Origin of the sequence: Citrobacter sp. Cb023, assembly GCF_030336805.1 — a bacterium.
Taxonomy (GTDB): Bacteria; Pseudomonadota; Gammaproteobacteria; order Enterobacterales; family Enterobacteriaceae; genus Citrobacter; species Citrobacter braakii.
Genome location: NZ_JAOWCV010000025.1, coordinates 313,497 through 334,714 on the forward strand (window position 1 = coordinate 313,497; position 21,218 = coordinate 334,714).

A 21,218-nucleotide genomic window follows, 5' to 3' on the forward strand; every position below is an offset into this window, starting at 1 on the left:
GTTCGCACGAGGCATGCGCGCACTCTCGAAAGAGGTCAGTGTTACCCCAATAAAATAAAACAGTAACAAACTCTGTATAACCTACTGAAAATGACGCCTGTGATCTAGCGCCAAAAAACAGTATTTATTATGAAATTCGCGAAATAGAGATGAATCGGACCGCTGGCAGATAAAATACCCTAAAAATAGTCCACAAAGGCCGATAATTCGCTCAAGCGAAGCGGCAAAACATGATTACGTGCCTGCCAAAAACAATTGATTAACATTAAATTAACTTATGAAATTCAACTGCTTTATCAGTTTTGGTCGCCAAACGCCGAAATTTCCGACATATCACAAAATGTTATCTGTGTTGTTACGTCACGTGGCACGATGAGTGAAAAATGACGCAGACACTGACACAATTTAAATGCAATAATCAGCGACGTTTCTAGTCAATAACAATACCAGTACCTGGTTTGCGCAAGGCGAAGGATTATTTTTATGAAGCTTAAGAACACTCTCCTGGCGTCCGCACTTATTTCTGCGACTGCTTTTTCTGTAAATGCAGCGACAGAATTGACGCCGGAGCAAGCGGCTGCCCTGAAACCCTATGACCGCATTGTGGTTACCGGTCGTTTTAATGCTATCGGTGACGCGGTGACCGCCGTATCACGCCGTGCAGATAAAGACGGTGCAGCCTCCTTTTATGTTGTTGATACCTCAGATTTTGGCAGCGGCGGTAACTGGCGCGTTGTAGCCGACATCTATAAAGCCGATGCTGAAAAAGCGGAAGCGTCCAAAAACCGTGTCATTAACGGCGTGATGGAATTACCGAAAGATCAAGCCGTTCTGATAGAACCATTCGATACCGTTACGGTGCAGGGCTTCTACCGCAGCCAGCCTGAAGTGAACGATGCCATCACCAAAGCAGCGAAAGAGAAAGGCGCTTACTCCTTCTACATCGTGCGCCAGGTCGATGCCAACCAGGGCGGCAACCAGCGTATTACCGCATTTATCTATAAAGCTGATGCGAAAAAACGCGTAGTACAAAGCCCTGATGCGATCCCAGCAGATTCAGATGCCGGACGTGCCGCATTAGCCGCCGGTGGCGAAGCCGCGAAGAAAGTTGAGATCCCAGGCGTTGCGACTACCGCGTCTCCGAGCGCTGAAGTCGGTCGTTTCTTCGAAACGCAATCCACCAAAGGTGGGCGTTACACTGTCACGCTACCGGATGGAACCAAAGTTGAAGAACTGAACAAAGCAACCGCCGCTATGATGGTGCCGTTCGACAGCATCAAGTTCACCGGTAACTATGGCAACATGACTGAAATCTCTTACCAGGTTGCCAAACGCGCAGCGAAGAAAGGCGCTAAGTATTATCACATCACCCGCCAGTGGTCTGAACGTGGTAATAACATGACCATCAGCGCTGACCTGTATAAGTAATACTCAGTACCTTATCAGGTCTACAGCCTTGTAGACCTGATAATTTCCCGCCATCCTCCCCTCTGGCCAAACAAAAACAGCAGTATTAAGACTACTTTTCACACTATTAGTCACAAATCTCTCTATCCCCATTGCATGCGTTCTCTTCTCTCCGTAAAATCCCGCGCCTTAGTGGCTTTCACCATTTTTATGCGGTTTGCCAAAATAATTATTCTCTCACTCTCGTTTTTGTCACTGGATACAAATGGAAAAGAAATTGGGTCTGAGCGCACTCACCGCGCTGGTTTTAAGCTCAATGCTCGGCGCTGGTGTTTTCAGCCTGCCACAAAATATGGCGGCGGTAGCAAGCCCGGCTGCATTGCTGATTGGTTGGGCGATTACCGGTGCAGGTATCCTTTTGCTCGCCTTTGCCATGCTGATTCTGACGCGTATCCGTCCTGAACTGGATGGCGGTATATTTACCTATGCACGTGAAGGTTTCGGTGAGCTGATTGGTTTCTGTTCCGCGTGGGGATACTGGCTGTGTGCTGTTATCGCTAACGTTTCGTATCTGGTGATTGTTTTCTCTGCGCTCAGCTTCTTTACCGACACGCCGGAGTTACGTCTGTTTGGCGACGGTAATACCTGGCAGTCGATTGTTGGCGCATCGGTGCTGTTGTGGGTGGTCCATTTTCTGGTGCTGCGTGGTGTGCAAACAGCAGCCAGTATTAACCTGGTGGCGACGCTGGCGAAATTACTGCCGCTTGGTCTGTTTATCGTGCTGGCGTTTATGCTGTTTAAGCTCGACACCTTTACCCTCGATTTTACCGGCGTAGCGTTGGGCGTTCCCGTCTGGGAGCAGGTAAAAAACACCATGCTCATCACCCTGTGGGTTTTCATCGGTGTGGAAGGCGCGGTGGTGGTTTCAGCTCGTGCCAGAAACAAACGCGATGTCGGACGCGCTACGCTGCTGGCGGTACTCGCCGCGCTGGGCGTTTATCTGCTTGTCACCCTGCTGTCTCTGGGCGTTGTCGCGCGTCCCGAACTGGCGGAGATCCGCAACCCGTCAATGGCCGGTCTGATGGTGAAAATGATGGGGCCATGGGGTGAAATTATTATTGCCGCAGGCCTGATTGTCTCCGTGTGCGGTGCTTATTTAAGCTGGACGATTATGGCGGCGGAAGTGCCGTTCCTCGCCTCCACGCACAAAGCGTTTCCACGCATTTTTGCGCGGCAGAACGCGCAAGGCGCGCCATCGGCGTCGCTGTGGCTAACCAATATCTGCGTACAGATTTGCCTGGTGCTGATCTGGCTCACAGGTTCCGACTACAATACGTTATTAACCATCGCCTCAGAAATGATTCTGGTGCCCTATTTACTGGTCGGCGCATTTCTGCTGAAAATTGCCACTCGTCCAATTCATAAGGCTGTCGGTATCGGAGCGAGTATTTATGGCATATGGTTATTGTATGCGTCAGGTCCGATGCACCTGCTGCTGTCTGTGGTGCTGTATGCGCCAGGGCTGCTGGTCTTCCTTTATGCCCGTAAAACACACGCGCATGAAAACGTATTAAAACGCCAGGAAATGGCGCTGATCGGCCTGCTGCTTGTTGCTGCTGTTCCGGCGACCTGGATGTTGATGGGGTAACATTGTCCCCATCGTTCGCGACACATGGAGATTACGATGGGTAAAAAACCCCCTTTGCCAATTCTTATCACCGGAGGAGGTCGACGTATCGGCCTCGCCGTCGCATGGCACTTTATTAATCAAAAACAGCCAGTTATCGTTAGCTACCGCACGCATTATCCGGCTATTGATGGCCTGCGAGATGCGGGGGTGCTGTGTATCCAGGCTGATTTTTCCACCGATGAAGGCGTACTGGCCTTTGCGGATGAGGTCAAAGCACAGACGGATGGCCTGCGAGGTATTGTGCATAATGCCAGTGCCTGGCTTGCAGAAAAGCCCGGTGCGCCGTTAACCGAAGTGCTGTCAGCCATGATGCAGATTCACGTCAATACCCCCTACCTGCTCAACCACGCGCTGGAAGGATTGCTGCGCGGGCATGGACACGCGGCCAGCGATATTATCCATTTTACGGATTATGTTGTAGAGCGTGGCAGCGATAAGCACATTGCTTATGCAGCCAGCAAAGCGGCGCTGGACAACATGACCCGCTCGTTCGCGCGCAAACTGGCACCGGAAGTAAAAGTGAACGCGATTGCCCCCTCGCTAATCCTGTTTAACGAGGGTGACGATGCAGAGTATCGTCAGCAGGCATTGAACAAATCACTGATGAAAACAGCGCCGGGTGAAAAAGAGGTCATTGATTTAATTGACTATCTGTTGACCAGCTGTTTTGTCACCGGGCGTAGTTTTGCCCTTGATGGCGGACGTCATCTGCGTTAGTGCAGTTTAATCCAACAAAAAATAAGCAACCATGCGCTCAGGCCCCAGCACACCACTGAACCGCCGAGCGCAACGGGTAAGCGCATAAATCCGGTGAAATACCACAGCGAAACGAGGTAGACAAAATAGGGAATAATCGACCACATGCTGAATACAATGGTTGTACGCAACGCTTCGATCCCACGTTCACTGGCCACGATATAGTGGGCAATCAACGCAAAGGTCGGGAACAACGGAATTAATCCGGCAATATAGTAGTTCTTTGTTTTCGCCAGCACACCAATTAACACCACCACCAGCGCACCGAGCGCCGCTTTTATAACGAGTCCCATCACCCTGCCTTAACACATCAATAACATCAGCCTCTAGCATAACGGAAGCGTTCTTGTTTAGAAAAGATTAATGGAAGGAAAAACCGGGGCGGTGTATGTTGGCGTTTTATATTCAAAATGAATGATATGAACACCATCGTATTTGTTGAAGATGATCCCGAAGTTGGCTCGTTGATTGCAGCCTATCTGGCCCGGCATGATATTGAGGTTATCGTTGAGCCTCGAGGTGATTTGGCCGAGGAGAAAATCCTGCAAGTTCAACCCGATTTGGTGTTATTAGATATCATGCTGCCGGGCAAAGATGGGATGACTATCTGCCGCGATTTGCGTGGACGCTGGCAGGGTCCTATTGTCCTGCTCACCTCGCTGGACAGCGATATGAACCATATTCTGGCGCTGGAAATGGGTGCCTGTGACTATATTCTGAAGACAACGCCGCCAGCAGTGCTGCTTGCTCGCCTGCGTCTGCATCTGCGCCAGAATGAACACTCAGTCCAGTCTAAAGGCATTCAGGCGGCAACCATCACGCCGCACACGACGCTGCGCTTTGGCACACTCACTATCGACCCAACCAATCGTTCCGTACTGCTCGGCGGCGAGCAAGTCTCTCTTTCCACCGCAGATTTTGAATTACTGTGGGAGCTGGCAACCCATGCCGGGCAAATTATGGACCGCGATGCGCTGCTGAAGAACCTGCGCGGCGTAAGTTATGACGGCATGGATCGCAGCGTTGATGTCGCGATTTCCCGGTTACGCAAAAAACTGCTCGATAACGCGACTGAGCCCTATCGAATCAAAACGGTGCGCAACAAAGGTTATCTGTTTGCACCGCACGCCTGGGACGATGAGCCTCAAATGTAATCCCACCGGGTCGACCATTATACGTTACACCGTCACTTATAATATCACCCAGATTTGGGTGATGAAGAAGGTGTGTATCGTCACCGCGAATTAGTCAGCCCTCAAGTAAGATCCAAGCCTTCCCTTTCACGGAAGGCTTTCTTTTGTGTCAACTACACGTCAGCCCGTCGTATTTTTTCCAACGGTAATTTACTGCAGAAATAATCCAGCAGCCGATAAAGACGCCAATAATCGCAAACCCGACATTCCCCATATGGTCACTCAACTCGCTGACGGTATCCCACAAACCTCCCTGGAGCGAAAATGCGTCAGAGAGAAGCCCCAGCGCCTCCAGCCCGCCAATAAATAGCGCAACAATTACCGAGGTCCCGGTGATGGTCATATTGTAATAGAGCTTACGCTGCGGCTTATTGAATGCCCATCCGTAGGCCTCAACCATCAGGATACTGTCAAGGCAGTCAATCAGCGCCATGCCGCAGGTAAACAGCGCCGGGAACACGAGAATTGACCACACCGACATGCCACTGGACGCGCTTGAAGCAGAAATTCCGAGCAGAGAAATTTCAGTAGCGGTATCAAAACCCAGGCCAAACAAAAAGCCGACAAAATACATATGCCAGTCTTTGCCTACCAGCCGAAACGCCGAGCGGAAAAGCCAGTTCAGCGGGCCTGAAACTGTCATATCCTCTGTGGTGCCATCGTAAGTACCGGTGCGTTTTAGATGACGAAAAGCCTTCCAGACATGACAGAAAATAACGAGATTAATGGTAGCCAGAATCAGCAGAAATACGGCAGAGACCGTGGTACCTATCAGACCGCCGACATTCTGAAACCATGCCATGTGTTGCTTAAACACGCTGGTGGTCAACGCAATGCCAATGCTTGCCAGTACCACAATGGTGGAATGCCCCAGGGAAAACCAGGCTCCCGTCGTCAGGGCGCGTTTTTTCTGCTGCATAAGTTTGCGCGTAGCGCTATCTATCGCGGCGATATGATCGGCATCAACAGCATGGCGCAAACCATAGCACCATGCGATCAGACTAAGCGCCAGTAACGACGTGTTGTTGCTAAACGCGGTGAAAGCCCACAGCCACGCCACGATGTTTGCCCCGATGAGTAAGACCATCAACAAAATAATGTTCGGGCGCTTTTTTAATAATAAAAACAATGCGTTCATTGCTCACAGCCTGTCAAATTTGCGCTAAAAAACACACTACACCGCCGTTCACTGATTGATTAATAAAACATTTACCAGGCTAATGATAACTCTAAAGAATTACCAGCCCAGTGTCGTAGATCAAAATTGATTACCCCCAAAAGCGAGTTCCGCGCTCGCTAACTCTGCGATGCGCAGGGGTATCGTGGCGCAGTCTCCTTCTTGCAGAAACCAGGCAGACGACAACCCACACCAGGCAATAATCCACATCAGCAAACGCTGCCGTTCAATCCTCGCGATTTCAGACACAATATTTACCCGTTGTGCGAATCTTTCTGGCTCAATGGCGACAGGTTTGGTGGGATCGGCAAGATCGGGATTAGTAAAAATATTGGCGTAATCAAAGCCACGCTCGCCCACCAGCCCTTTAGGATCGATAGCCAGCCATCCTTTCGTTCCGAAATCAAGAATATTGCCGTGGTGTAAGTCACCGTGCAATACGACTTCATTCTGGGGAGAGGAGAGCAATACGTTTGCCACCTCTGCACAATGCGTCAGGATGCCGACATGCTTTTTCGCGGCAGGAGCCAGATCGCGAAACCAATAAAGTAGCGGTGTTAACGCAGGCGTTGACGCATTCCGGGGGAGATGGAGTCGACTGGCTGCATGGCAAATAATGCGACAGGCCTGCGCATCATTGCCGGACCAGGACATGTCCGCTAAAGACCCCGCCCCTGTTGCACGTTCTAACAGAATCGCCCCTGCTGCATGAGCAAGCACTTTCGCAGCACCATTCCCGTTCCACCAGACCATTAGTTCGCAGCCGTTTCGTTCACTGTCATCGTCGGTGAGTTTGAGTATGGCTTTCTGACCATCTTTGGTCACCACGGGCAAAAGCTGTGATGTGTGCGTCTCAAGCGGTTGGCCATCAGGAGTAAGTCCCCAACGGCTGAGCCAGGAGTTGAACAGACTATTTTCCAAACATTATCCTCATTTTTTTCGCCGGAAATGACCCTCGACAGGTACGGTGTAGACATTATTCCTGCTTTCTGCTGGTTGGGCCACAACGACCCACGCCCACCATTCCTGGCTTATCGTGTAGAGCACTAAAGGGCACACCCTTGCGTATCGGTGTGCCATGCTGACTGTGTTTTTTCAATAGAGGAAGACACGATGATCACGTTATGCAAAGCCTGTGGAACATCCTATGAGGTGGCAGACGCCCTTCCTGAACATTGCGATATCTGCCAGGACGAACGTCAGTATGTCCCCGCGACCGGGCAGGAATGGGTCGATTTTGCCGCACTTTGTGCTTCGCACACAAATAAGTGGCGGCAACATGACAGCACCCTCCTCAGCATCCGCACCGTTCCTGGTTTTGCAATTGATCAACGGGCGTTTATTCTGCGTACTCCGGAAGGCAATATTTTATGGGACTGCATTGCCACGCTCGACGACGCCACAAAAATGCTAATAACGTCCCTGGGCGGGCTTAAGGCCATCGCGATTTCGCATCCTCATTACTACACCACCATGCAAGACTGGGCTGACGAATTTAACGCTCCCATTTATCTCCATGCCAATGACCGCAAGTGGGTAATGCGCGACAGCCCATGGATTAAATTTTGGGATGGCGACACCCTGGAACTGACACGCGACGTCAGTGTGATACGCCTCGGCGGACACTTTGCTGGCGGCTGCGTTCTGCACTGGGCGCGAGATGAAGGCGTGGTGCTTTCCGGCGATATCGTTCAGGTCACCCCTGGGGCGCATGCCGTCTCCTTTATGTGGAGCTACCCCAATATGTTGCCATTGCCAGCCGCAACGGTCAGCGACATTACCCACCGCCTGAGTACGGTGAAATTTAAGCAACTCTATGGTGCGTTTGAAGGGAAAGACATAACGAAAAATGCCGATGACATCGTGCAGCGCTCAGGTGAAAAGTACGTTTCCTGTCTCAAGTAAGCAGGCTGCCTGTCACTGACGTTCACCAGGATGAAATGGGATAGAAATGATAGGCCGCTCCGATGACAGACACATTCACTATCACACTGATAATGAAGTAGGTTTTGAATGGCTGTTTTTGTGTTTTATGGCGAAAGAGTTGTTGAGCGGCTATCGCGCCACCCCACCCGCCAACAACGCCAAACAGCAGCAAAGTGGACTCCGGCACTCGGCGCCAGGCCCTGCGCGCTGCCATTTTATCCGCACCGTACATTGCCAACGTCAGTATGTTGGCGAGCAAAAACCATATAACAAAGGGATGCGAGGTGAAAATGCAGCCTAACGCTGCGAAAATGAGTAGTAAATAACAACAGCGATTGAAATTCATATTTTTATATCACAGCAATTTTGAGAGTATCGGTGAGCATTATATTATGTATTCGGTGATTTTTTATGAAGAAGCTGTTTGTACAGTTTTATCTCCTGCTGTTTGTCTGCTTTCTGGTGATGACCCTGCTGGTCGGCCTGGTCTATAAATTCACCGCAGAGCGCGCAGGCAGACAATCGCTCGACGATTTAATGAAAAGCTCGTTATACCTGATGCGCAGCGAGCTTCGCGAGATCCCGCCACGTGACTGGGGTAAAACGCTGAAGGAGATGGATTTGAACCTCTCCTTTGACCTGCGCGTTGAACCGCTAAATAAGTACACGCTGGACGTTCAAACAATGCAACGTTTGCGCGAAGGCGATATCGTGGCGCTTGACGATCAGTACACATTTATTCAACGGATCCCACGCAGCCATTACGTGCTGGCCGTCGGCCCGCTTCCCTATCTCTATTTTCTCCATCAAATGCGCTTGCTGGACATCGCGTTGATGGCGTTTATTGCCATCTCGCTGGCCTTTCCGGTACTTATCTGGATGCGTCCGCACTGGCAGGAAATGCTACGACTGGAAGCTGCTGCACAGCGTTTTGGGGAAGGACATCTGAGCGAACGCCTCCATTTTGACAGCGGTTCCAGCTTTGAGCGATTGGGTATCGCGTTTAACCAGATGGCAGACAATATCAATGCGCTAATCGCCAGTAAGAAACAACTTATCGATGGCATTGCCCATGAGCTTCGTACCCCACTGGTACGCTTACGTTACCGGCTGGAAATGAGTGATAACCTCACCGCGCAGGAATCCCAGGCGCTGAATCGCGATATTGGCCAACTGGAAGGGTTAATCGAAGAATTACTGACCTATGCCCGGCTGGACCGTCCGCAAAATGAACTGAAGCTCAGCGTACCGGATCTGGCCGTTTGGCTGACAACCCATCTGGAGGATGTGCAAAGCGTAAACCCTGAGCGTGCGGTGCGCTTACGCCATCTTAATATTGGCGACTACGGCGCGCTGGATATGCGCCTGATGGAGCGCGTACTGGATAATCTACTGAATAACGCCCTACGCTATTGCCAGTCTACGGTGCAAGCGAGCCTGTTATTGAATGGCAATCAGGCAACGCTGGTTGTGGAGGATGACGGTCCCGGTATTGCTCCAGACGCCCGCGAACAGGTTTTTGAACCGTTTGTACGCCTTGACCCCAGCCGTGACCGGGCGACCGGTGGTTGCGGGCTTGGGCTAGCCATTGTTCACTCGATCGCATTGGCTATGGGCGGTACGGTCGTTTGTGATGAAAGTGAACTCGGCGGCGCCCGCTTTTGTTTCAGTTGGCCCGTCTGGCATAACATTCCTGAAATTTCAGCTGCCTGACCCATTCGGCTCGGTGGTCAAATGGTGTAGGTTGTGCTATAAAAAAGTATGTTGTAACTAAAATGGTAAATCTATGGCCCGTTACGATCTCGTCGACCGCCTGAACGGCACCTTCCGCCAGATGGAGCAAGAGCTGGCGCTTCTGAACGACAATCTGTTGCAGCAGACGCTGCTGATTGCGCGCGTCTTCTCGTTACCGGAAGTGGCCAAAGAGGCAGAGCATGCCCCACTGCAGAACATTGATGTTAAGCAACATTTAGGTAAAGAGGCTGAAACGCTGGCGCTACGCCACTATCGTCATCTGTTTATCCAGCAACAGTCCGAGAATCGTAGCAGCAAAGCGGCCGTCCGCCTGCCAGGCGTACTGTGTTACCAGGTAGATAACGCAGCTCAGCGCGCTCTGGAAGAGCAAATACAGCGTATTAACCAGCTAAAAACCACCTTCGAGCGCATTGTCACGGTGGAATCAGGGCTGGCACCGGCAGCGCGTTTCGAATGGGTGCATCGTCACCTGCCGGGACTGATTACACTGAATGCCTATCGTACGCTCACCCTTGTCAGAGAGCCTGCCACCCTGCGATTTGGCTGGGCCAACAAACACATTATTAAAAATCTGAAACGCGATGAAGTACTGCAACAACTGGAAAAAAGCCTGACGTCGCCGCGCAGCGTACATCCCTGGACGCGGGAAGAGTGGCAGGCGAAGCTTGAACGGGAATATCAGGATGTCGCCGCCCTGGGCCAGCAGGCGCGCCTGAAGATTAAACGGCCGGTAAAAGTGCAGCCCATCGCCCGCGTCTGGTACAAAGGAGAACAAAAGCAGGTGCAATATGCCTGCCCGACGCCCTTGATCGCGTTGCTCAACAATGAAAACGGCATGACCGTACCAGATATCGGCGAGTTACTGAATTATGATGCCGATAATGTTCAGCATCGTTTTAAACCTCAGGCGCAGCCGTTGAGATTGATTATTCCCCGGCTGCACCTGTACGTTGCGGATTAACTGCCTGACCGCATACTGCCAACCATCAGTTCCGGGCGTACCCAGCTGTCAAACTCCGCTTCGGTTAGATACCCCAGCGCCAGGGCGGAGGCTTTTAACGTCAGCCCCTCTTTGTGCGCCTTTTTGGCAATTTCAGCGGCTTTATCATAACCGATATGGGTATTGAGCGCGGTCACCAGCATTAGCGACTCGTTGAGCAGTTGATCGATTCGTTCACGATTAGGCTCGATTCCTGTCGCGCAGTGCTCGTTAAAGCTTTCCATACCGTCAGCCAGCAGACGCACCGACTGCAGGAAATTGTGGATGACCATTGGTCGGTAAACGTTGAGCTCAAAATTACCTGACGCTCCGCCCATGTTGATGGCGACATCGTTGCCCATTACCTGACAGCAAAGCATGGTCAGCGCTTCACACTGGGTAGGATTGACCTTACCCGGCATAATGGAGCTGCCCGGTTCATTTTCAGGAATCGAAATTTCGCCAATCCCGCAACGTGGACCGGATGCCAGCCAGCGCACATCGTTGGCGATTTTCATCAGCGATGCCGCCAACCCTTTTAGCGCGCCGTGGGCGTGAACCAGTGCATCGCAGGTAGCTAGCGCTTCAAATTTATTCGGTGCGGTAACGAACGGCGCACAGGTAATGTCCCGCAATTCATCCGCGACCCGACGGGCATATTCCGGATGCGTGTTCAGTCCGGTCCCTACCGCGGTTCCTCCCAGCGCCAGTTCCGCCACGTGGGGTAAGTTGTTTTCAATGTGTCTGAGGTTATGTTCAAGCATTGCCACCCAGCCGGAAATCTCCTGGCCGAGCGTAAGCGGGGTTGCATCTTGCAGATGTGTACGACCAATTTTGACGATATCCGCGAAAGCGTGTGATTTATCACTGAGCGTTTTGGTTAACACATTTAACTGCGGGATCAGTGAGTTACGCAGTGCCAGCAGCGCGGCAACGTGCATTGCGGTCGGGAACACATCATTCGAGCTTTGGCTTTTATTAACATCATCGTTGGGGTGAACTTTCCGTTCCATCCCCCGCACGCCGCCCAGCAACTCGCTGGCCCGGTTTGCCAGCACCTCGTTCATGTTCATATTGCTTTGTGTTCCTGACCCGGTTTGCCAGATGGCCAGCGGAAACTCATCGCGGTGTTTATCCGCCAACACCTCATCTGCGGCCTGCATAATAGCCCTGGCTTTATCCTCCGCCAGTAGCCCGAGATCCTGGTTAACCTTTGCTGCGGCGCGTTTCGTCAGCGCCAGCGCATGGATCAGCGAGACCGGCATTTTCTCCGTAGAGATACGAAAATGCTCCAGCGAACGTTGGGTTTGCGCGCCCCAAAGCTTATCGGCTGGAACATCAATCGCCCCCATTGAATCATTCTCGCGGCGTACCGTTACCATTACCTGCTCCTTACATTAACAATTGATTAGGTTATGTTTCGACATTGCCCATTTGCATTGGTCTTATGAGTATTAACGAGGATTAATCTGTCGTTTGGTGGTTCGTGCGGTAAAAAAAAACCGCCCCGAAGGGCGGCTGACGTTACTTAACGCAGCGTGCGCACTGCGACGTCTGAATCTGTTTGAAGAAATCGTTGCCTTTGTCATCCACCAGGATAAACGCCGGGAAATCTTCCACTTCAATTTTCCAGATGGCTTCCATCCCCAGTTCAGGGTATTCCACACACTCCAGACTCTTGATACTGCCCTGGGCCAGCACCGCTGCCGGGCCGCCGATGCTGCCTAAGTAGAAGCCGCCATGCTTATGACAGGCATCGGTCACCTGCTGGCTGCGGTTGCCTTTCGCCAGCATGATCATGCTGCCACCTGCGGACTGAAGCTGGTCAACATACGAATCCATACGCCCTGCCGTGGTTGGTCCAAGCGAACCAGAGGCATAGCCTTCCGGCGTTTTTGCCGGGCCAGCGTAATAGATCGGATGATCTTTAACATACTGCGGCAAACTTTCGCCGTTATCCAGCCGTTCTTTCAGTTTCGCATGCGCAATATCACGGCCAACAATAATGGTACCGTTAAGCGACAGACGTGTAGAAACCGGGTACTGCGACAGCTGAGCCAGGATCTCTTTCATCGGACGATTGAGGTCAACGCGTACCGCTTCGCCTTCTCCCGCCTGGCGCAACTCTTCTGGTATAAATTTGCCTGGATTATGCTCCAGTTTTTCGATCCAGATACCTTCACGGTTGATCTTAGCTTTGATATTTCGATCGGCTGAGCAAGAAACGCCCATACCAACCGGACACGACGCACCGTGACGCGGCAGGCGGATCACGCGGATATCATGAGCGAAGTATTTCCCGCCGAACTGCGCGCCCAGCCCCAAATTCTGTGCCTCAATCAGCAGCTCTTTTTCCAGCTCCACATCGCGGAATGCCTGACCATGTTCGTTACCTTCGGTCGGCAGCTCATCGTAATATTTAGCCGACGCCAGTTTCACCGTTTTCAGCGTGGCTTCCGCTGACGTTCCACCGATCACAAACGCAATGTGATACGGCGGACAGGCCGCTGTTCCCAGCGTTCGCATTTTCTCAACCAGGTAATTTTTTAATTTGCCCGGCGTGAGCAGCGCTTTGGTCTCCTGGTACAGATAGGTTTTGTTCGCCGAACCACCGCCTTTGGCAATACACAGGAATTTGTATTCATCGCCATCGACGGTATACAAATCTATCTGTGCCGGCAGGTTGGTACCGGTGTTCACCTCTTTATACATATCCAGCGCGGCGTTTTGTGAATAGCGCAGGTTGTCTTCGATGTAGGTGTTATACACACCGCGCGCCAGCGCAGCTTCATCACCGCCGCCGGTCCAGACGCGCTGACCTTTTTTACCCACGATAATCGCGGTGCCGGTGTCCTGACAGGTCGGCAAAATACCTTTTGCCGCAATATCAGAGTTACGCAGGAATTGCAGGGCCACATATTTGTCGTTTTCGCTGGCCTCCGGGTCACGCAGAATGTCGGCCACCTGCTGCTGATGCGCAGGACGCAGCATAAACGATGCATCATGGAAGGCCTGACGAGCCAGCAGCGTTAAGGCTTTCGGCGCGACTTTAACAATCTCCTGCCCTTCAAATTCGGCAACGGAGACATGGTCGCTGGTCAGCAGATAGTATTCGGTATCATCCTTTTTGAGGGGGAAAGGATGCTGATAATGAAAGGGTTTGTTTGACATTGTGCTCTCACTTACTGCTCGGTCTGGTTATTCTCTGGGCAGATGTTCCATTGCCCTGCTTCCCTGCCGCAGGTCGGGTTGTAGAAGGAAAGGCTTTCTGCAACCGGAATTACTCAGGGTATTAAAAGCGAGTCACCATATCCTACACAATTTTTTAACAAAAACTGAGACAAGTACGACTTTTTACATGTGCAGGTTACTTCGCTCAGGGTTTCTTGGTTTAATAGCCGTAGAAAATTCCACATTGAAACAGGGCTTGAGAATGCAAAAACTCATCAACTCAGTGCAGAACTACGCCTGGGGAAGTAAAACTGCGTTAACGGAACTTTATGGGATTGCCAACCCCACTCAGCAACCGATGGCTGAGCTGTGGATGGGCGCGCATCCGAAAAGCAGTTCGCAGGTTCTGGACGCTAACGGCCAGACGGTCGCTCTGCGTGATGTCATCGAACACGATAAATCCGCACTGTTAGGCGATGCCGTTGCGAAACGCTTTGGTGAACTGCCTTTCCTGTTTAAAGTGCTGTGCGCCGCGCAACCTCTTTCGATTCAGGTTCATCCTAACAAGCACAACTCTGAAATCGGATTTGCCAAAGAAAACGCGGCGGGGATCCCGATGGATGCCGCCGAGCGCAATTACAAAGATCCTAACCACAAACCGGAACTGGTTTTTGCTTTGACACCGTTCCTGGCGATGAACGCATTCCGCGAGTTCTCTGACATTGTCGCATTGTTACAACCGGTTTCCGCCGCGCATCCGGCTATTGCGCATTTCCTGCAGGAACCGAGCGCGGAACGTCTGAGCTATCTTTTCGCCAGCTTGCTGAATATGCAGGATGAGGAGAAATCCCATGCGCTGGCGATCCTGAAATCGGCGCTGAACAGCCAGCAGGGTGAACCGTGGCAAACCATTCGCCTGATCGCCGATTTCTATCCGAATGACAGCGGGCTCTTCTCCCCGCTGCTGCTCAATGTGGTGAAGCTCAATCCTGGCGAAGCGATGTTCTTATTTGCCGAAACCCCACACGCCTACCTGCAAGGTGTGGCGCTGGAGGTAATGGCTAACTCGGACAACGTGCTGCGCGCTGGACTGACGCCAAAATACATTGATATCCCGGAGCTGGTCGCCAACGTTAAGTTTGTCGCTAAGCCAGCCAATCAACTGCTGACCACGCCAGTTAAGACTGACAGCGAACTGGACTTCCCCATTCCGGTCGACGATTTTGCGTTCTCCTTGCATGAACTGACCGCCAATGGCGCAGATATCAGTCAGCAAAGTGCGGCCATTTTGTTCTGCATCGAAGGTGAAGCTGTGCTGAGCAAGGGCGAGCAGCGTCTGGTGCTGCAGCCGGGTGAGTCGGCCTTTATTAGCGCGAATGAATCGCCGGTAAACGTCAGCGGCACGGGCCGTTTAGCTCGGGTTTATAACAAGCTGTAGCAAGATACTGATATTTTTAACAACTCTTGCTAAGCTGTAGTGAGTTAAAGACATGTCACTCCTCCAGGCGTCTTCAAACGCCTGGTTTTATTTTATGGATATCAAAATGAAAAAATCGCTGGTAGCTGCGGGTGTGGTGGTTGCACTGGGTATCGTCTGGACGGGCGGCGCCTGGTACACAGGAAAGAAACTCGAAACGCATCTCGCCGAGATGGTGACGCAGGCAAACGATCAGTTAAAACGCTACTCCCCAGAGGCGGGCATTGAACTGAGTTATCAAAACTACCAGCGCGGCGTGTTCAATAGCCAACTGCAGTTGGTGGTGAAACCTGTCGCCGGTCAGGCAGATTCCTGGCTGAAACCGGGACAAAGCATCGTCCTGAATGAAACCGTGGATCACGGTCCTTTCCCGCTGGCTCAGCTGAAATCACTGAATCTTGTTCCGGCAATGGCCTCCGTGAAAACGACGCTGGTCAATAACGACGTGACGAAGCCGCTGTTTGATATTGCCAAAGGTGAGACGCCATTCATCATTAATTCCCGTATTGGCTACAGTGGGGATACCCGTTCCGATCTCTCCCTCAAACCGCTGAACTACGAGAAAGGCGACGAAAAAGTGGCCTTTAGTGGCGGGGAGTTCCAGTTTACGGCAGATAAGGATGGTAATGCGGTGTCGCTGACTGGCGAGGCGCAAAGTGGCCTGGTCAATGCCGTCAATGAGTATGATCAGAAAGTACAAGTTACTTTCAATAACCTGAAAACTGAAGGTTCCAGCAGTATCGCAAGCTTTGGTGAGCGCATCGGCGATCAGAAATTGTCCCTCGAAAAACTGTCGATTTCAGTCGAGGGCAAAGAGCTGGCGGTGCTGGAAGGCATGGGTATCGATGGCAAATCCGATCTGATTAACGATGGCAAAACCGTCAACAGCCAGTTGGATTACACCCTGAACAGCCTGAAATTGCAGGGCCAGGATATGGGGAGCGGTAAGCTGACGTTAAAAGTTGGCCAGATTGACGGTGAAGCACTGCACCAGTTCAGCCAGCAGTACAGCGCCCAAACCAAAGCGCTGATGGCGCAGATTGATGTGGTCCAAAATCCTGAGCTTTATCAGCAGAAAGTCACCGAAGCCTTCTTTAATGCGCTACCGATTTTGATGAAAGGCGAACCGGTTGTCACCATTGCTCCACTGAGCTGGAAGAATGCAAAAGGTGAAACCACATTTAATCTGTCACTGCTGCTAAAAGATCCGACCGCAAACACGGTGGAGCCGCAAACGCTGGCCCAGGAAGTGGATCGTTCCGTCAAATCGCTGGATGCGAAACTGACCATCCCTGTCGATATGGCGACTGAGTTCATGACGCAAATTGCCAAACTGGAAGGATATCAGCAGGAAGAAGCGGCTGGTCTGGCGAAGCAACAGGTTAATGGCCTGGCGGCGATGGGGCAGATGTTCCGCATTACGACTTTGCAGGACAACGTTATCGGCACCAGCCTGCAATACGCAAACGGCCAGGTGACGCTGAACGGACAAAAAATGCCGCTGGATGAGTTTGTTGGTATGTTCGGTATGCCTTCTCTTACACAGCCGGATGCCCCTGCCATCCCGCAACAATAATCACTCGTCAGTGACAGGCCCGATAACAGTGTTTATCGGGCTTTATTATTTCGCCGCCACCAGACGAGCGGAAAGCGTCAGATTGCGTGAATGACCTTCATCGTGGGCAATGCGTTGTAGCATACGTTCAGCAAGGGTGTATCCCATTTCACGCGCGGGCGAACAGGCCCAGGTAATCGGGATATCGTCCAACGCGTTTTCCGCCACATCAGCGAATCCGGCCAACGATATTTGCTGTTCGAAATAGCGATCGACACCAATTTCACCACTCTGACGTCCTGCTCTCATCAGGCCAAACCAGGCGCCTATGGCGATTATTTCGTTGTAGCACACCACCGCGCTGATCGTGGGATTGCGGCGTAACAGCGCCGTTACCTCTTCTGCGGCCTGCTTCTGGCTGGATGAGCACTCCAGCACCCAGTCGCTATGAAACGGTAAACCATATTTTAGTAAAGTTGCACAATAGCCGCCGACGCGCTCAGCACGAGTCAATGAAGAACTCTGCCCGCCCAGCCAGGCAATACGCTGGTGTCCGTGGCGGATAAGATGTTCAACCAGTAACTGTGCAGCCTGCATGTTATCGGGCCTGACGGTGTCTGCGTCATCCATGTAGCTGGCGCGTGATGCAAATACCACCGGGATCCCTTTATCAGCGGCCAACTGTTGCAGTGCATCACTGCTACCGGCGGCCCCGGCAATGACCACGCCATCCACCCCCTGGTTGAGTAACATCGCGAAACGCTGCGCCAGCTGCTCCCCATCTTTACCGCCGTGCAGTAAGAAGACCATGCGCCCCTGTGCTTCTAACGCTTCCGTCAGACCTGCCGTCAGCTCGGCGTAAAACGGCGTTGAAAGATCGCGTACAATCAAACCAACTACTCCGCTCTGCCCGCCGCGCAGCGCTGATGCCTGGCGGTTACGCACAAACCCCAGTTGCTCAATAGCAGCATTCACCCGCTCCCCAGTCGCTGATGAAATTCGCCCTTTTCCACTGAGCACCAATGAGACGGTGCTGACCGAAACCCCCGCAGCCAGCGCAACATCATGGATGGTTATTTTTTTGGCTATAGCCATAAAAACAGAAAACTCCCTGATAACGTGACGGATAAAACGTTTTATCAATCACTTATATTTATACCCCCTATTATCGTTCGATAATGTGATTTATACCGCACTAAAATTAGGTAAAACGTTTTATCTTCTCGCCATCATTAGTCAGCTAGCCTTTACAAGGAGTCGTTTGATGACGGCGAGAACCACACCAAAAATAACGTTATGGGAATTTTTCCAGCAGTTGGGCAAAACCTTTATGCTGCCTGTAGCGCTGCTCTCATTTTGCGGGATCATGTTGGGGATCGGCAGCTCGTTGAGTAGCCATGATGTCTTGACGCTGATCCCGGCGTTGGGGAATCCGGTGCTTCAGGCCATCTTTACCTGGATGAGTAAAGTTGGCTCATTTGCGTTTAGCTTCCTGCCAGTCATGTTCTGTATTGCCATTCCTCTGGGCCTGGCGCGCGAGAACAAAGGCGTTGCGGCGTTTGCCGGTTTTGTCGGTTATGCGGTCATGAACCTCGCCGTCAATTTCTGGTTAACCGCCAAAGGTATCTTACCCACCACAGATGCGGCGATCCTGAAAGCCAACAACGTGCAAAACATTCTGGGGATCCAGTCGATCGACACCGGGATCCTCGGTGCCGTTATTGCCGGGATCATTGTCTGGATGCTGCATGAACGCTTCCACAACATTCGTCTGCCGGATGCGCTGGCGTTTTTCGGTGGTACGCGCTTTGTGCCTATCATCTCCTCGGTGGTGATGGGATTGGTCGGGCTGGTCATTCCCTTGATTTGGCCGGTTTTCGCCATGGGCATTACCGGACTCGGTCACATCATCAATAGCGCGGGGGAATTTGGTCCTATGCTGTTTGGTACCGGTGAACGTCTGTTGCTGCCTTTTGGCCTGCACCATATTCTGGTGGCACTCATTCGCTTCACCGAAGCTGGCGGCACACAGGAAGTTTGCGGCCATAGCGTGAGCGGCGCACTGACTATTTTCCAGGCTCAACTGAGCTGCCCGACAACGCAAGGTTTCTCTGAAAGCGCAACACGCTTCCTGTCCCAGGGTAAAATGCCGGCGTTCCTCGGCGGTTTACCGGGTGCGGCATTAGCCATGTACCACTGCGCACGCCCTGAAAATCGTCATAAAATTAAAGGGTTATTAATTTCTGGTCTGATTGCCTGTGTCATCGGCGGTACAACTGAACCACTTGAGTTCTTATTCCTGTTCGTCGCTCCGGTTCTGTATGTAATCCACGCCCTGCTAACCGGTCTTGGCTTCACCGTGATGGCGGTGCTTGGCGTCACTATCGGTAACACTGACGGTAACCTGATTGACTTCGTGGTGTTCGGCATCCTGCACGGATTGTCCACCAAGTGGTACCTGGTCCCTGTTGTCGCGGCTATCTGGTTTGCGGTGTACTACGTGATCTTCCGCTTCGCCATCACGCGCTTCAATTTGAAGACGCCGGGCCGTGAAGTCGAAATTGCCAGCAATATCGAAAAAGTAATGGCCGGAGCGCCTGGTAAATCAGGTTACAACGTCCCTGCTATTCTGGCGGCGCTGGGCGGCGCGGAAAACATTGTCAGCCTGGATAATTGCATCACCCGTCTGCGCTTGTCAGTGAAAGATATGTCGCTTGTTAACGTACAGGCTCTGAAGGACAATCGTGCCATTGGCGTAGTACAACTCAATCAGCATAACCTTCAGGTCGTTATCGGTCCGCAGGTCCAGTCAGTGAAAGACGAGATCGCGGTTCTGATGAACACCGTACAGGCTTAAGGATAACAATATGTTTGATTTTTCAAAGGTTGTGGACAGGCACGGTACCTGGTGTACTCAGTGGGATTACGTTGCCGACCGTTTTGGTTCAGCCGACCTGCTGCCATTCACCATCTCCGATATGGATTTTGCCACCGCACCTTGCATTCTGGAGGCGCTGACTCAGCGCCTGTCACATGGCGTGTTGGGTTACAGCCGCTGGAAAAACGATGAGTTTCTGGCGGCGATAAGCCATTGGTTTCTTTCGCGACATAACACCCAAATAGATCCTCAGTCGCTGGTATACGGCCCCTCGGTCATCTATATGGTGTCGGAGTTGATCCGCCAGTGGTCATCCGTGGGCGATGCGGTGGTTATCCATACTCCGGCGTACGATGCGTTTTACAAAGCGATTGAAGGTAATCAGCGCCAGGTGTGCGCAGTCGGACTAGAAAAACGCGCCGACGGCTGGTTTTGCGACATGGTTGCGCTGGAGAAAGCCCTGTCTCGACCTGAAAGCAAAATTCTTCTGCTTTGCAGCCCACAAAACCCAACGGGCAAAGTGTGGACGCGCGACGAGCTGGAAGCCATGGCGGAACTGTGTCAGCGCCATGGTGTAAAAGTTATCTCCGATGAGATTCATATGGATATGGTATGGTCAGACCGGCCGCACATCCCGTGGAGTAACGTCGCGCGTGGCAGTTGGGCACTGCTCACTTCCGGCTCAAAGAGTTTTAATATTCCGGCACTAACCGGGGCTTACGGACTCATTGAAGATGCTCAAAGCCGCAACGATTACCTCAGCGCGTTAAAAGGCCGCGATGGTCTTTCCTCGCCTGCGGTGCTGGCGCTTAGCGCACATATTGCCGCTTATCAACAGGGTGCAAGCTGGCTTGATGCGCTGCGCGATTATCTTGCCAGCAATCTGCATTACGTAGCTCGTGAACTTAATGCCGCATTCCCCGAACTCAACTGGCAGATTCCGCAATCCACCTATCTGGCATGGATTGACCTGCGTCCGCTCAATATTGATGACCATGCCTTGCAGGATGCTCTCATCCACCAGCAGAAAGTGGCTATCATGCCGGGATACACCTACGGAGAAGAAGGTCGCGGTTTTGTACGTCTCAATGCCGGATGCCCGAGATCCAAGCTTGAAAAAGGCGTTCAGGGGCTGATTAACGCCATCCGTTCTGTACGCTAATTAAGTTTGCGCAATGAAATTATTCATTGCGCAACATAGCTTTTTATCCCGATTTTTTCATATAATACGACGCACTTTACCTAAATACACGA

18 protein-coding genes are annotated in these 21,218 nt (G+C 51.8%); 11 read left to right on the plus strand and 7 right to left on the minus strand.

The features are described from left to right. Positions 1-483: 483 nt before the first annotated feature. The 3 genes from ydgH to folM all read left to right on the plus strand — a co-directional run bounded on the left by ydgH (position 484) and on the right by folM (position 3,814). On the plus strand, positions 484-1,428 hold the full coding sequence (gene ydgH, locus OGW44_RS02800) for a DUF1471 family protein YdgH (protein ID WP_016156455.1): 945 nt from the start codon (positions 484-486) through the stop codon (positions 1,426-1,428). Positions 1,429-1,672: 244 nt separating this feature from the next. Continuing rightward, positions 1,673-3,055 (plus strand): amino acid permease, encoded by a 1,383-nt coding sequence (locus tag OGW44_RS02805; protein WP_016153028.1) that lies wholly within the window; start codon positions 1,673-1,675, stop codon positions 3,053-3,055. A 36-nt stretch (positions 3,056-3,091) separates the two neighbouring features. Continuing rightward, entirely contained in the window at positions 3,092-3,814 is a 723-nt protein-coding gene (gene folM, locus OGW44_RS02810; RefSeq protein ID WP_049041460.1) for a dihydromonapterin reductase, read from the plus strand. Here the strand turns inward: folM and OGW44_RS02815 are convergent. Then, on the minus strand, positions 3,811-4,146 hold the full coding sequence (locus OGW44_RS02815) for a GlpM family protein (RefSeq protein ID WP_016153026.1): 336 nt from the start codon (positions 4,144-4,146) through the stop codon (positions 3,811-3,813). The two genes, folM and OGW44_RS02815, sit on opposite strands and share 4 nt — an antisense overlap. Positions 4,147-4,263: 117 nt before the next feature. On the opposite strand from OGW44_RS02815, the gene rstA reads away from it, so the two are divergent. Beyond that, positions 4,264-5,007 carry a two-component system response regulator RstA gene (gene rstA, locus OGW44_RS02820; protein ID WP_016153025.1) on the plus strand — a complete coding sequence of 248 codons (744 nt, stop codon included), beginning with the start codon at positions 4,264-4,266 and terminating at the stop codon, positions 5,005-5,007. A gap of 148 nt (positions 5,008-5,155) precedes the next feature. On the opposite strand, the gene OGW44_RS02825 is transcribed toward rstA, so the two are convergent. Further along, positions 5,156-6,184 (minus strand): HoxN/HupN/NixA family nickel/cobalt transporter, encoded by a 1,029-nt coding sequence (locus OGW44_RS02825; protein WP_049041457.1) that lies wholly within the window; start codon positions 6,182-6,184, stop codon positions 5,156-5,158. A gap of 120 nt (positions 6,185-6,304) precedes the next feature. Continuing rightward, entirely contained in the window at positions 6,305-7,144 is an 840-nt protein-coding gene (locus OGW44_RS02830) for an aminoglycoside phosphotransferase family protein (protein ID WP_049041455.1), read from the minus strand. Positions 7,145-7,336: 192 nt separating this feature from the next. Between OGW44_RS02830 and OGW44_RS02835 the strand changes: the two genes are divergently transcribed. Next, positions 7,337-8,128, plus strand: coding sequence for an MBL fold hydrolase (locus OGW44_RS02835; protein ID WP_019076747.1), 792 nt, complete (start codon positions 7,337-7,339; stop codon positions 8,126-8,128). A gap of 22 nt (positions 8,129-8,150) precedes the next feature. On the opposite strand, the gene OGW44_RS02840 is transcribed toward OGW44_RS02835, so the two are convergent. Continuing rightward, the gene (locus tag OGW44_RS02840) at positions 8,151-8,495 is read right to left on the minus strand and encodes a DUF1294 domain-containing protein (RefSeq protein WP_049041453.1); all 345 of its coding nucleotides are present in this window, start codon (positions 8,493-8,495) and stop codon (positions 8,151-8,153) included. A gap of 65 nt (positions 8,496-8,560) precedes the next feature. Between OGW44_RS02840 and rstB the strand changes: the two genes are divergently transcribed. Together rstB and tus are read left to right on the plus strand one after the other, a co-directional pair. Continuing rightward, positions 8,561-9,862: a two-component system sensor histidine kinase RstB gene (gene rstB, locus OGW44_RS02845; RefSeq protein WP_185654597.1), complete on the plus strand. Its 1,302-nt coding sequence runs from the start codon at positions 8,561-8,563 to the stop codon at positions 9,860-9,862. Between the two features lie 73 nt (positions 9,863-9,935). Beyond that, on the plus strand, positions 9,936-10,865 hold the full coding sequence (tus, locus tag OGW44_RS02850; RefSeq protein ID WP_019076745.1) for a DNA replication terminus site-binding protein: 930 nt from the start codon (positions 9,936-9,938) through the stop codon (positions 10,863-10,865). Here the strand turns inward: tus and fumC are convergent. Together fumC and fumB are read right to left on the minus strand one after the other, a co-directional pair. Continuing rightward, positions 10,862-12,265: a class II fumarate hydratase gene (fumC, locus tag OGW44_RS02855; protein ID WP_016156445.1), complete on the minus strand. Its 1,404-nt coding sequence runs from the start codon at positions 12,263-12,265 to the stop codon at positions 10,862-10,864. The two genes, tus and fumC, sit on opposite strands and share 4 nt — an antisense overlap. A 142-nt stretch (positions 12,266-12,407) precedes the next feature. Next, positions 12,408-14,054, minus strand: a complete 1,647-nt coding sequence (gene fumB / locus OGW44_RS02860) for a class I fumarate hydratase (protein WP_185654596.1) — start codon at positions 14,052-14,054, stop codon at positions 12,408-12,410. Between the two features lie 262 nt (positions 14,055-14,316). On the opposite strand from fumB, the gene manA reads away from it, so the two are divergent. Further along, entirely contained in the window at positions 14,317-15,492 is a 1,176-nt protein-coding gene (gene manA / locus OGW44_RS02865) for a mannose-6-phosphate isomerase (RefSeq protein WP_049041450.1), read from the plus strand. A gap of 106 nt (positions 15,493-15,598) precedes the next feature. Next, positions 15,599-17,107 (plus strand): YdgA family protein, encoded by a 1,509-nt coding sequence (locus OGW44_RS02870; RefSeq protein ID WP_029139531.1) that lies wholly within the window; start codon positions 15,599-15,601, stop codon positions 17,105-17,107. A gap of 45 nt (positions 17,108-17,152) precedes the next feature. Here the strand turns inward: OGW44_RS02870 and OGW44_RS02875 are convergent, their stop codons facing one another. Beyond that, complete coding sequence (locus tag OGW44_RS02875) at positions 17,153-18,181, minus strand: Mal regulon transcriptional regulator MalI (RefSeq protein ID WP_016153014.1); 1,029 nt, start codon at positions 18,179-18,181, stop codon at positions 17,153-17,155. Positions 18,182-18,350: 169 nt separating this feature from the next. On the opposite strand from OGW44_RS02875, the gene malX reads away from it, so the two are divergent. Beyond that, the gene (malX, locus tag OGW44_RS02880; protein WP_016153013.1) at positions 18,351-19,943 is read left to right on the plus strand and encodes a maltose/glucose-specific PTS transporter subunit IIBC; all 1,593 of its coding nucleotides are present in this window, start codon (positions 18,351-18,353) and stop codon (positions 19,941-19,943) included. Positions 19,944-19,953: 10 nt separating this feature from the next. Next, positions 19,954-21,126, plus strand: coding sequence for a MalY/PatB family protein (locus tag OGW44_RS02885; protein WP_049041657.1), 1,173 nt, complete (start codon positions 19,954-19,956; stop codon positions 21,124-21,126). The last annotated feature ends 92 nt before the right edge of the window (positions 21,127-21,218 follow it).

Bases quoted from the DNA above. Each gene is read 5' to 3' on its own strand.
- ydgH (WP_016156455.1), top strand. From the start codon at position 484: ATGAAGCTTAAGAACACTCTCCTGGCGTCCGCACTTATTTCTGCGACT.
- OGW44_RS02805 (WP_016153028.1), top strand. From the start codon at position 1,673: ATGGAAAAGAAATTGGGTCTGAGCGCACTCACCGCGCTGGTTTTAAGC.
- folM (WP_049041460.1), top strand. From the start codon at position 3,092: ATGGGTAAAAAACCCCCTTTGCCAATTCTTATCACCGGAGGAGGTCGA.
- OGW44_RS02815 (WP_016153026.1), bottom strand. From the start codon at position 4,146: ATGGGACTCGTTATAAAAGCGGCGCTCGGTGCGCTGGTGGTGGTGTTA.
- rstA (WP_016153025.1), top strand. From the start codon at position 4,264: ATGAATGATATGAACACCATCGTATTTGTTGAAGATGATCCCGAAGTT.
- OGW44_RS02825 (WP_049041457.1), bottom strand. From the start codon at position 6,184: ATGAACGCATTGTTTTTATTATTAAAAAAGCGCCCGAACATTATTTTG.
- OGW44_RS02835 (WP_019076747.1), top strand. From the start codon at position 7,337: ATGATCACGTTATGCAAAGCCTGTGGAACATCCTATGAGGTGGCAGAC.
- OGW44_RS02840 (WP_049041453.1), bottom strand. From the start codon at position 8,495: ATGAATTTCAATCGCTGTTGTTATTTACTACTCATTTTCGCAGCGTTA.
- rstB (WP_185654597.1), top strand. From the start codon at position 8,561: ATGAAGAAGCTGTTTGTACAGTTTTATCTCCTGCTGTTTGTCTGCTTT.
- tus (WP_019076745.1), top strand. From the start codon at position 9,936: ATGGCCCGTTACGATCTCGTCGACCGCCTGAACGGCACCTTCCGCCAG.
- fumC (WP_016156445.1), bottom strand. From the start codon at position 12,265: ATGGTAACGGTACGCCGCGAGAATGATTCAATGGGGGCGATTGATGTT.
- fumB (WP_185654596.1), bottom strand. From the start codon at position 14,054: ATGTCAAACAAACCCTTTCATTATCAGCATCCTTTCCCCCTCAAAAAG.
- manA (WP_049041450.1), top strand. From the start codon at position 14,317: ATGCAAAAACTCATCAACTCAGTGCAGAACTACGCCTGGGGAAGTAAA.
- OGW44_RS02870 (WP_029139531.1), top strand. From the start codon at position 15,599: ATGAAAAAATCGCTGGTAGCTGCGGGTGTGGTGGTTGCACTGGGTATC.
- OGW44_RS02875 (WP_016153014.1), bottom strand. From the start codon at position 18,181: ATGGCTATAGCCAAAAAAATAACCATCCATGATGTTGCGCTGGCTGCG.
- malX (WP_016153013.1), top strand. From the start codon at position 18,351: ATGACGGCGAGAACCACACCAAAAATAACGTTATGGGAATTTTTCCAG.
- OGW44_RS02885 (WP_049041657.1), top strand. From the start codon at position 19,954: ATGTTTGATTTTTCAAAGGTTGTGGACAGGCACGGTACCTGGTGTACT.